The following is a 10,263-nucleotide window of genomic DNA, read 5'->3' as shown; positions in this document are numbered from 1 at the left end:
CCCACACGACCTCAAAACAGTAGGCTCAAAATAAATTCAGGCATCCAGCGCGGGGGTACGCTGGATGCCTGATTTTACATGTGCGCGAGGACTCGCACTTTATGTGGAGATCGAACGCGTCGTTACGCCAACACCAATATATCATACTCTTGGGGCTGTGTCAAGCCAATTCCTCGATTTTCATATCATTTTTCCGGCCATACAATTCCAGTCTATTTTTGACAAACGCCGCATAGTCGTCGCGCTCGATGGCGTCGCGAATATCGGCCATCAGCTGAGCGTAATGCGCCAGGTTGTGATACGTTGTCAAACGAGACGCAAGGATCTCATTGCACTTATAGAGGTGCCGTAAATACGCTGCCGAATAGCGGCGGCAGACGGCGCAGGCGCAGTCCGGGTCCACCGGGCCAAAGTCTTCGGTGTATCGGCTTCCCTTGATATTAATACGTCCACGCGTCGTGTAAAACGTGCCCGTGCGGCCAAGACGAGTCGGCAGGACACAGTCGAACATGTCTACCCCCTGCGCGACCGCCTGGAGGATATCTTGAGGGGTCCCCACCCCCATCAGATAGCGCGGCTTCTCCTTTGGGATATGGGGCATGCTCCACGAGACGGCTTCGAGCATCTTTTCCGGCGGCTCGCCGACGGACACGCCGCCGATCGCGATCCCCGGCGTGTCCTGAGAGGCGATGAACTGCGCGCTTTCGACGCGCAGGCTTTCATACGTGCCGCCCTGGGCGATGCCGAAGAGCAACTGCGCGCTGCTCTGCTCCTTGTGGTATGCCACGCAGCGCGTCAGCCAGCGATGGGTGCGCTCGGTAGCCGTTTGGGTCTGTTCGTAGGTGCTGGGATACGGCGGGCACTCGTCGAACGCCATGATGATGTCGGCGCCGAGGGCGTGCTGGACTTCGATTGAGCGCTCGGGGCTGAAGAAGTGCTGGGATCCGTCAATATGCGATTTGAACGCCGCGCCGTTCTCCGTGATCTTGCGCAGGTCTTGCAGCGAGAAGACTTGAAAGCCGCCGCTGTCGGTGAGCATCGCGCCGTCCCACGCGATGAACTTGTGCAGGCCGCCGGCGCGGCGCACGAGCTCGTGGCCGGGCCGCAGGTACAAGTGGTAGGTGTTCCCCAGGATCAGCGAGAAGCCGAGCCCGGAAACCTCTTCCTGGGTCATCGCCTTGACGGTGCCGAGGGTGCCGACCGGCATGAAGACCGGCGTTTGGATGGGGAGGGACGCGTGCGGCAGCCGCAGCTCGCCGCGGCGCGCATCCGTATCGGACGACGCGCCTGTGAGGGTGAATGATGTCATAAACTTACTGCTGCGGGTCGATCTCCGTGAGACGTCCCTGCGCCACGGTGTTGGCGGGATCGATTTCCAGAACGCGGTGGAACTCGGCCTTCGCTTCGGACATCCGGCCGGCGGCTTCCAGGGTCAGAGCCAGGTTCGTGCGCGCCTCGACGTACCGGGGATTGATACGCAGCGCTTCTTCGAACTCCCGGACGGCCTCGTCGTAAAGCCGCTGTGCGTTCAGCGTGACCCCGAGGTGGTTGCGCAGGTCTGCATAGTTGCCGTTCAGCTCCAGCGCCTTGCGGAACTCCGAAGCGGCTTCTTCGTACATGCCTCGGCGATAGAGATCCGCGCCCAGCTTGCCATGGAACGCGATATCGTCGACATCCAGCTCCGCGACTTTTTCGAACTCGGCGAGGGCTTCGGTGAAGTCGCCGGCGGCGTGCGCCGCCAAGCCGCGCGTATACTCTGGCGTCTCATAAGCCCGGTCCAGCCCTGCGGCCTCCTGAACCTTGGCGAGCGCGTCCCGCGCGCGTCCGGCGTCGTAGAGCGCCAGCCCCAATCCCAGACTAGCCTTGGCGAAACGGGGATTGATGCGCAAGGCGTTCTCAAACGCCGCAATCGCCTCCACGCCGTGGCCGGACATCCGGCAGGCGTAGCCGTAGTGGTGGTGAAGATCGGCGTAGTGAGGATTGATCGCGAGCGCCTGCCCCAGCGCCTCGCGCGCTTTCTCGTAGGCGCGGCCCTGAAGCGCGGCCGTGCCGAGATTGGCGTACGCCTCCGCGATATAGAACGACGACAGCCGCTGAGTGAGCGCATCCGAGCGAGCGCCCTTTTTCACGACTTCATTCAGTTCCGCAATGGCTTCTTCGTACAGCCCTTGATCGAAGAGCCGGATGCCCCGGTCGTAATGCTCATTCCGTCCGAAACCAAACAATCGTCCCAGCATGGACATAGCGGCCAACCTCCTGACGCCGTCCGCGCAATGCAAAACTGATCATAGCATAGCGGTGAGGGGGGTGTCAAGAATGGGCGGGTTTAGAATGTTCCCGCCCCGAAGTCAAAGCGAATTTTATGCGTGTCGGTCGAGTAGGTAAAGATTACCGAGCGGTTGAAGATGCGACGGGTGAGCGACAGCTCCGCAGCGTCAAAGGTGCTGTTGTAGTACTTAGTATGGAACATCGAGAGCCCCAACTGCCAATCATCGCTGTACCGGTAATTGAGGGTCGAATACATGTTGGTGGTGCTCTGAGGCCATCCCAAGTTTGCCATCAGCGACATGGAAACCTTCTTGGAAGGCGAGGAACTGTAGCCGAGGTTCATCCGATGCTGAGAAGCCGCCTGATTGTAGTGGCCGATCAGAGAGCTGTCCGAATAGTGGTTCAGCAGAGGGTCGTATCGGTAGGTGTAGTTCACGTTCAGCCGGCCTTTCATCGGCATGGCCTGCTGAAGACCCAGAGTTCCCAGGACGATCGGCGCATTGCGCGAAGCGCCGCGCTGCCAAGTCTGGCCCACCGTCAGAGAATTGCTTAAGGTTGTGTTCTTGCCGAAGCGGAACGGCGCGGTGAAGAAACGCAGATCCAGGCCCTGAGTATTAAGCGACTGGGCGACTGTGTCTGCCCCAGGGACCGTGTACGTAGAGCGCCCCGCCTGCCAGTTGGCGGTGGAAACAAAATTGATCCCTGTACTGCCGATCTCACGCGCGGTCGTTTGAAGATAGGTGCTCAGGCTCGTTCCGGACGAGGAATAACCTTCCTCACCGGGATCGCGGTTCGCCGAGGCGCTGAAGTTGAGCGAGAAATCCTTGAATTGATGGCTGAGATTGGACGATCCGAAGACGCTGCGGTGCGAGGGAAAGTCGACAAAGAAGCTGCTGTTCGTCAGCGAATCGAACTGCTGTGTGTGCTGCCAGTGCGCGCCCCAGTCCGACCGCGTGAGACTGTTCATCACCAGAGATCCCTGGCCGCCCGCGCCCAGGCTGTACGTCTGCTGCAAGTCGAGCGCTACCCCGGGGCGGGCGCCGCTCGTGCTTGAAATTGCGGGTCCGTTTGTTTGCAGCGACGCTCCCGCGACCGCCGAATTGCGCAGGTAGATCGTACCGGTGCTGGTGGGACTGACGCTGTAATAATAGGGAACGTTCAGAAAAATTCCCTGCGAGCCGTACCCCACGATCTGTTCGCCGAAGAGCTGGTCCGTTGTGAGCGGCATCATGTGGAACGGTACGGAAAGAACTTTTTTGCCGTCGGAGTAAATCGTAGCCCGCCGGAACTGAAGCTGCGATCCCTGATCCACGGCGATGGCGCGCGCGGTCACGACGACACGGCTTTGCGAGAGATCCAGAAACGCGTAATCGTCTGCGGGGGCGGTTCCCATATTATCCAGGCTGATGGAGGGATCGACGGCGTCTGGGTCCACGGGAATGTCTTTGGTGAGAAAGCTGAGACCGGAAATCGTGACCTCATGTGGAGCGTGTGTCGCGTCGGACACTAAGCCCTTGCCGGTCATGGTGTTCAAATCGTACTTCAGCTGCGCGGCGGTGATTGTGTGACTAGCCTGTGTCAGAACGGCGTTGCGCGCGACCAGCTGCAGGCTCTGCAGGTCCATCTGGAAGCTGTCGGCCTCAATCGTTACGCCTTTGTAACGCAGATGCGCCGAACCGTGCTTGCCGTCGGCTTCAATGATCTTGCCGTCGGCGCTGTAAATCAAATATTCGGGGCAGTCGATCCGGATCCAGCGGGATTCACCGCCGGAGGATGCAAGCGTGCGATCCGTGGTGAACTCGACGGGAAGATTGGCGTTGCCCATTCCCGCATCGCCTCCGAGGAAGCATGTCGCGGTGATGGTTGCTGTGGCTTCCGTCGCGCTGCTGGTCAATGTGGTTCGCGCCACGCCGGACACCGTGGTGACCGTTTCCTTTTCGAGGATGCCCTGCGACGCCACCAGATGGACCTCGGTGCCGTCCGGCACAAGTTCTCCGCCGCCGCCCCGAATCGTCACGGCGATGGCTGTCGTGCTCTTGCCGTCGGCAATGATGACACTGGGATTGGCGGTAAGATTGATGCTCGTTTTGCCGCCGGCGTGGGCCGATTGAACGGAAAGCGTGATGGCGCTGAAGCCGACCGCGAAGCGGAAAACCCGTGAAATTCGGCTGCGCTTAAACGTGCCGCGCATGGTGTGTTTCATAGGATCAAGCCAGGGAGAGAGAAGAAGCGAACGAATAAACGGCGCGGGCGTGTCAAACGACCGCGCCGTAAAATTCAAGTTAGGTTAGAGCGGAGGAGCCGGCGGGCCATCGCCGCCATTTCCGGTTCCGGTGCCCGTTCCCGTGCCGCCGGAGCTTGAACCACCGCCACTGGACGAATCGTGGTGGAAGGCGAAGTACACCGCCGCGCCGAGTAGAAGGGCGAGCAGGACCGGCTTGGCGCCGCCGGACTGTCCACGCTGCGAGCTGCGAACGACTTCAGCTTTCATCACCGGCGTCACCGGCAGACCATTGATGCTGCTCGCGACCTGGCTCGCGGCGTCATCCAGCGCATTGGCGATCACTTTGTCGAGTTGATCGGTGGGCTGGAGGGGGCCGGCGTTCACCGACAGGCCGATGTTCTTAACGGCGTATCCCGTGTGAGTGTTATACAGGTTGCCCGTCACTTGCAGACTGACCTTCTTGTTCGCGCCGTCCACGGAATAGGATTCCAGGTTGCCGAGAAAGTAGGAGTCCGTGTCGAGACGACTGGCGATCTTCGCCGCGCGCGGACCGTCGGTATCGTCGTCGGCGAAGGGTGTCTTGAGATCGTCATCCGTCAGATCCTTGTCGTCCAGCCCACGCTGTACGGAGGGGAGCAGACGGCTGAAGCGCGTGATCTTGAATTTGTTCACGGTCTCAAGCTTCATCCGAATGGCGTCGTCGAGCTTTCCGCTGATCCCTTCGGCCGAAGTCCCAGCCTTGTTGGAGATCGGGAAGATCAGGATGCTGCGGATGCTGACTGGCTCCACACCGCCGGTGGCGACGGGAGCGGCGGCGGGCGCCTTTTCCGCAGCCCGCGCCGCCGGGATCAATCCGGAGATCGGCGACGCCAGCAGCGTCAGCGTCAGCCCCAGGGCCACGCCGCGCTTGGCGACGGCGACTTTATGAGTTGACATATCTTTGCGTCCTCTAGGTAAAGATCCGGCGCCGTTTACGGCGCCGGACAACGGCGATATCGTCCTTGAGAGACGATTACGGATTGGTCACGAGCGCATCCGGAACCCGGATCACATCGCTGTAGACATACGGATTGGTGCTGCCGTCCGTGCCGTTGCGACTGTCGCGTACGCCGACCCGTGCAAACAGCTGTCCGGCGCCCGGGAACTCCGCAGGAATGTTCAACCCAGTAGCGACAGGGAAGAAACTGAACTGCGCGCCGGCCTGCGGATCCGTCTGCGTACCGGCGGAGGAGTTAATCGCGCCGGGGTTGAACGGGCGATACGTTTTTTTGCTGCCGGTATTGAAGCCGGCGCTGGTGTCGATTTCCAGGATGTAATCGTTAGCGCCCCGGGTGGAGACGACTGTTACCGTCACCCGGTCAGGACTGGTGCCGCCGAATGTTGGCAGCCGTAGCGGTGTCGCTGTCGATTCGTCGATCAAGACCGGAGGAACGATGTAAGTCACGAAGTTCGTGGGTTGGCGTCCCGTCAAACGGAATGTCGTGGTGCCAACGTTGCCAGCGGTCGTACCGGCTGTTGTTGAGGCCGTCGTTCCGCCTGTTGAGGCGAGCGTGGTTTGAGTCCACAGTCCCTCAATAAAGTACTGATACCGAGTTCCCACCAAAGTTACCGGCAGGTCGGTGCCGCTGCATGACGTCCCTGGACTATTACAATTCACGGTCACTAAAGCGGCCGCATCCGTGGTCAACGGCTTGCTCACAGTGTAGATTTTCGTCTGCCCGTCGTCCGAGAAATCAAGCGCATTGGTTGTTTGAACAGAATAAATCGGCGTCGAGCCAATCTCCGCAACGGGAGGCGCGACAACAACAGAGTTAGCGTCACGCCGATAAATGTGGTATTCGTTGAACAAGGCGGCATCGATATTCCCGCGATCCGCAGTCACGTGAACGGAAACAGGAACGTAGGTTGTCGCCGTCAGTCCTACGGGGGCCACTGCCGTCGAATCATTGACCAGTACGGCCTTGGCGTTACCGACATGGGCGCCGGCAAAGCCGCTGCCGCCGCTGCTGCTGCTGCCGCCCTTGACAAGGCTCAGCAGAAGCGCGCCGACAACAATGGCGATCAAAATACCGCCGATACCGCTGAAGGAGTTTCGCTTTCCGCTGGGCGTGTTGGCGCTGGAGGCAGTCGAGTTGTCCGAGACCAGACGATCGGCGCGCACTGAGTAGCTGGGAAGCTGGTAGATCGCCGTGGCGCGGTCCTGCGGCTGGATGCCCAGGCCACGGTCCGTGACGGTCGCGGTGCTCTGGTCCGGCTGAACAGTCGTGACGCGAATGCGGCCGACTTCCGCGTCGCCGCGAGTCACCAGCATGTTGAGTCCATCATAAACGCCGTCACGCGAGCCTTTGTTGATGAGAACATTGGTCGTGTCGACGTTGTTCAAAATCGTCGCTTTCGGCAGATTGAACGAAGTGATTTGACGGACGGCGGTGAAGCTCGCATTGTCAATCGCCTGATTGACGAGCGAATCGTCGTCTCCAGCGCCGACGGGACGAGGCGTTGAGGTTCCCTGGGCGACGGCGCCATTCGTCAGTTCTCCCGAAATCGCATCGACGACGCGGATGATGACGGAGACCGTCGCGCGGCGCGGCTTGTTATCGAAAGCAACCGTCAGGACTTCGCCGGAAACGACGGCGTCGACATTGCGATCCCGTCCCAGCTTCTGCATGCCGATCTTATCGAGCGGCAGCGTCAAGCCCAAGTTCTCCAGCCCGGCCAGAGTGTCCTGGCGCGGAGAGACTTCGTATCGGTTGGATTTTCCGAGCTCGACAACAAACGAGTCGGAGGCTTGACGGCCGACATCGTTGCCGCCGTAGCCAGATCGGTTGATAAAGTCAAGGACGGCCCAAGCCGGTTGTCCCGAACGTGTCGCCGTGGCCTGCGCCTCGGCGCGTGGCGCAGCCGCGAGCAGTATCACCATGAGCGGCATCAGCATGGCGACTGAGAGGAGCCAGCTGAGGGGCCGGGCGCTCCAGTGCAATTTCAATCGTTTCACTCTATCGGAGTCCTCCTGAGACTTGGTCCATTGTCGGCGAAAAGAGGGCGGCCGGGCTCATGACGAGCCCAGCCTGGGAGAACGCGCCTTGATGAATAGCCGCCAAAGCGGCTATCCGTTAAGGCGTTGTTGTAGCGTTTATGATCGGAATGGACACGGTCGTATTGCTATAGGCCTTGATCCAGTACCCTTGCCACGGCTCAAGAGTTGTTACCTTGACGTAAGCATTGGTTTGTGGATCGTATCCATAGATTGTCGGGCTGATCAAGTTGTACTGCGCGCTGCTCGCCTGCGCGTACGTCAGCTGAGTGTTCGTTAGCGGGTTCAGGAACTTCAAGCTCGTGATCGGGACCTGCCCCGTTCCCGGATTTCCAATCTGGTTCCAGAACGGATACAGGGCGATCGGAACACTCGACCCAGTCGGCTTAGTTCCCGCCACCGTGATGTCTACCGCGTTGGGCAGCCGGATCCAATAGCCGTACCCAGGATGGAGGCCATCCGCCGGCGGCGTCGGATCCAGGACGTACTGAAGAAGCTTCGGCTGCCAGATCACCAGTTTGCTGCGATTTGTTCCAAACAACGAGTCCAGCGAAGCGCCGGAGTAATCGTATGGAGACGAGATCATGTGCAGACCCGCCGTAAACGTGTGAATGCTTGCGAAGGCGAAGTCCCGTGTCTGGTTGAATTTCACCGAGGTGACCGCGAAGCCGGATTCGATTGTCGAAACGACCCCACCGCTCTTGACGGTGATATCATAAATACCTTCCGGCAGCGGTCCCGACCAGTTGATCTTGGTTCCATGATCGCTCGTCGTCGTCCCCAAAGGAGACGTTGTGGCCGTGGGCGAAGTCACGAATGTTTTCACCGTCCCACCGCCGACAGGTGTCGCCGTTACCGTCAGGCCGCCCAGCGGCGTGCCTGAAGCGGATGTGATCAACCCTCCAAGCTGAGCCGACTTCGCCGCACCCAGCGTGAAGTTTTGCGTTGCCGCTGTCGACGCTGCGATTGTCAACTGAACCGTGACGGCTCCGTAGGTGGGCGGGAAACTCGCGGTTACCTTATACACCCCGGGAGGCAAGCTCGGGAACGAGTAAGTTCCTCCCGTTTTTGTCGTGACGGTTGTCGAGGTCGAAGCGCCCGTGAGGGTCGCCGACACAGTGGCGCCGACGAGAGGAGTCCCCGCCGTGTTCTTGACAACGCCAGTCAGACTTCCGGGCGACGCCGCCGCATCAAGCACGAAGTCGGCGTTCGCCGTGGTAATCCCAGAAGCAACCGTGATGGTAATAGTCGCCGATTTCGCGACTCCCTTCGACGCCACTCCTGTATATGTTCCAGGCGGCACAGAACCGATTGTGTATACACCCTGTGCGTTTGTCTGACCGCTGACAATAGAACCGTCCGGGGCGGTAAAGAGGACATCGGCGCCGATAACCGGCGTTTTGTCCTTATACGTTACCTTTCCGGTGATCCCGCCTGGAATGAAGGGCGTGATGTCGAGATTGACCGTCGTCAGCTGGTTGGCTGTGACCACGTTCACAAAGGGTTCGGTTGTAGCAGCGCTATAACCGGTCTTCGTCGCATGAACGAGGTAAGCCCCCGGCTCCACAGCATCGATGCGATAATTGCCGTTTGCATCGGTAATTGCGCTATAGACGGTGCGGCCAACCGGCATACCAGGAATGGTGACATTCTCATTGGCTGTCAGGTATACCAGAACTCCTGATACTTTTGAGCCAGCGCCGTTGTTACCCGTGGTGTCCGTGATGGTGCCCGTAATCGTACCCGTACGCAGGTACGTGACAATATTGTGCATGAGGCGCGGCCGCTGATTGAGTACGAAGTAGAAGTCTCCTAGTTTAGAGTTGTTTACTTTGTAATATTCAAGGCCGATCCCTTCCAGACCAAAGGATGAGAAGACGACACGTGACCCTTTCGCTCGATCCTCATGCGTGATCAAGCCAGCCGGACCGCTGAATGTGATGTCAGTCTGCGATTGCGCAGACGGAGCGATCGTATCGATTTTTGCAATTTCCGGGTTCTGATCCGTGAAGGACGGGCCTCCAAAGAAAAGTCCAGGGAAGAGCTGATGGTTGAGCGGCGCATCCGTACGTGAATCAGGCGTGTAGACTCCGTTCGCGAACCGGTAGTGCCCAAGGATCAACGCGTTGTCCGAGGGAGCGCTGTAATCGAACGAAACAAATCCATCATCACGAATTCCCGTAACTTTCGGGAAGTTTTGACGAACGCCAAGGGGCGCATTGTAGTTGAAAAAGGCGTCAAACGATACGCGATGGCCAGCGCCGCTGATACCAGCAAGCACATCGGTAGCGGCCTTTGGCTGCAAGTAAGTCGCCCCTAGATAATCCGGCAGGAAGCCGGTTCCAGGCGTATTATTGAAAGTGCCGTTTGACGTTAAAGTCGCCGCGACATCCTGTCCAGCAACGAACAGACGTCCGCCGCTATCCAAGAACTTCTTAATCAACGTTTGAGTGATCGTACTGCCAAACGAACCTGGCCCCACCAGCAGGTCGCGAGTGTAAGGCGTCGCCCAGATGACACAGTGGCTGGAAGGAGTAAATTGCGCCGCGGGCTCATTCAGCGCGGGAACCGCAGGCTGAGTGACCTTGATATCGGGACCATATCCTAGCAGGATTCCCTCATTGACCGGTCCTCGGCTGAGGATACGCCAAAGATCATATTGCTGACCGTCGTACGATCCAACGCCCAGCGTATTTTCCGCTGTATCCGCCACACTAACGGTTGGGAAACCCAAAGG

At 59.3% G+C, this 10,263-nt stretch carries 6 protein-coding genes; all 6 read right to left on the bottom strand.

Features of this window, described 5'->3' with window-relative positions; all coding sequences use genetic code 11:
• Positions 1-160: 160 nt before the first annotated feature.
• On the bottom strand, positions 161-1,309 hold the full coding sequence (gene tgt / locus ABIZ35_RS07965; RefSeq protein ID WP_348219353.1) for a tRNA guanosine(34) transglycosylase Tgt: 1,149 nt from the start codon (positions 1,307-1,309) through the stop codon (positions 161-163).
• 4 nt (positions 1,310-1,313) lie between these two features.
• Entirely contained in the window at positions 1,314-2,243 is a 930-nt protein-coding gene (locus tag ABIZ35_RS07960; RefSeq protein WP_348219352.1) for a tetratricopeptide repeat protein, read from the bottom strand.
• 83 nt (positions 2,244-2,326) lie between these two features.
• Positions 2,327-4,459 (bottom strand): Ig-like domain-containing protein, encoded by a 2,133-nt coding sequence (locus ABIZ35_RS07955; protein WP_348219351.1) that lies wholly within the window; start codon positions 4,457-4,459, stop codon positions 2,327-2,329.
• A 96-nt stretch (positions 4,460-4,555) separates the two neighbouring features.
• Positions 4,556-5,428, bottom strand: coding sequence for a hypothetical protein (locus tag ABIZ35_RS07950; RefSeq protein WP_348219350.1), 873 nt, complete (start codon positions 5,426-5,428; stop codon positions 4,556-4,558).
• 76 nt (positions 5,429-5,504) lie between these two features.
• Positions 5,505-7,487, bottom strand: a complete 1,983-nt coding sequence (locus ABIZ35_RS07945) for a hypothetical protein (protein WP_348219349.1) — start codon at positions 7,485-7,487, stop codon at positions 5,505-5,507.
• Between the two features lie 118 nt (positions 7,488-7,605).
• Positions 7,606-10,263, bottom strand: a 2,658-nt coding sequence (locus tag ABIZ35_RS07940) for a carboxypeptidase-like regulatory domain-containing protein (protein ID WP_348219348.1), incomplete at its 5' end; no start/stop codon positions are given.

Origin of the sequence: Capsulimonas sp., assembly GCF_039929585.1 — a bacterium.
Taxonomy (GTDB): Bacteria; Armatimonadota; Armatimonadia; order Armatimonadales; family Capsulimonadaceae; genus Capsulimonas.
Note: the sequence above shows the minus strand (reverse complement) of the source record. Positions and strands in the feature narration are given on the sequence as shown.

Bases quoted from the DNA above. Each gene is read 5' to 3' on its own strand.
- ABIZ35_RS07955 (WP_348219351.1), bottom strand. From the start codon at position 4,459: ATGCGCGGCACGTTTAAGCGCAGCCGAATTTCACGGGTTTTCCGCTTC.
- ABIZ35_RS07960 (WP_348219352.1), bottom strand. From the start codon at position 2,243: ATGTCCATGCTGGGACGATTGTTTGGTTTCGGACGGAATGAGCATTAC.
- ABIZ35_RS07950 (WP_348219350.1), bottom strand. From the start codon at position 5,428: ATGTCAACTCATAAAGTCGCCGTCGCCAAGCGCGGCGTGGCCCTGGGG.
- tgt (WP_348219353.1), bottom strand. From the start codon at position 1,309: ATGACATCATTCACCCTCACAGGCGCGTCGTCCGATACGGATGCGCGC.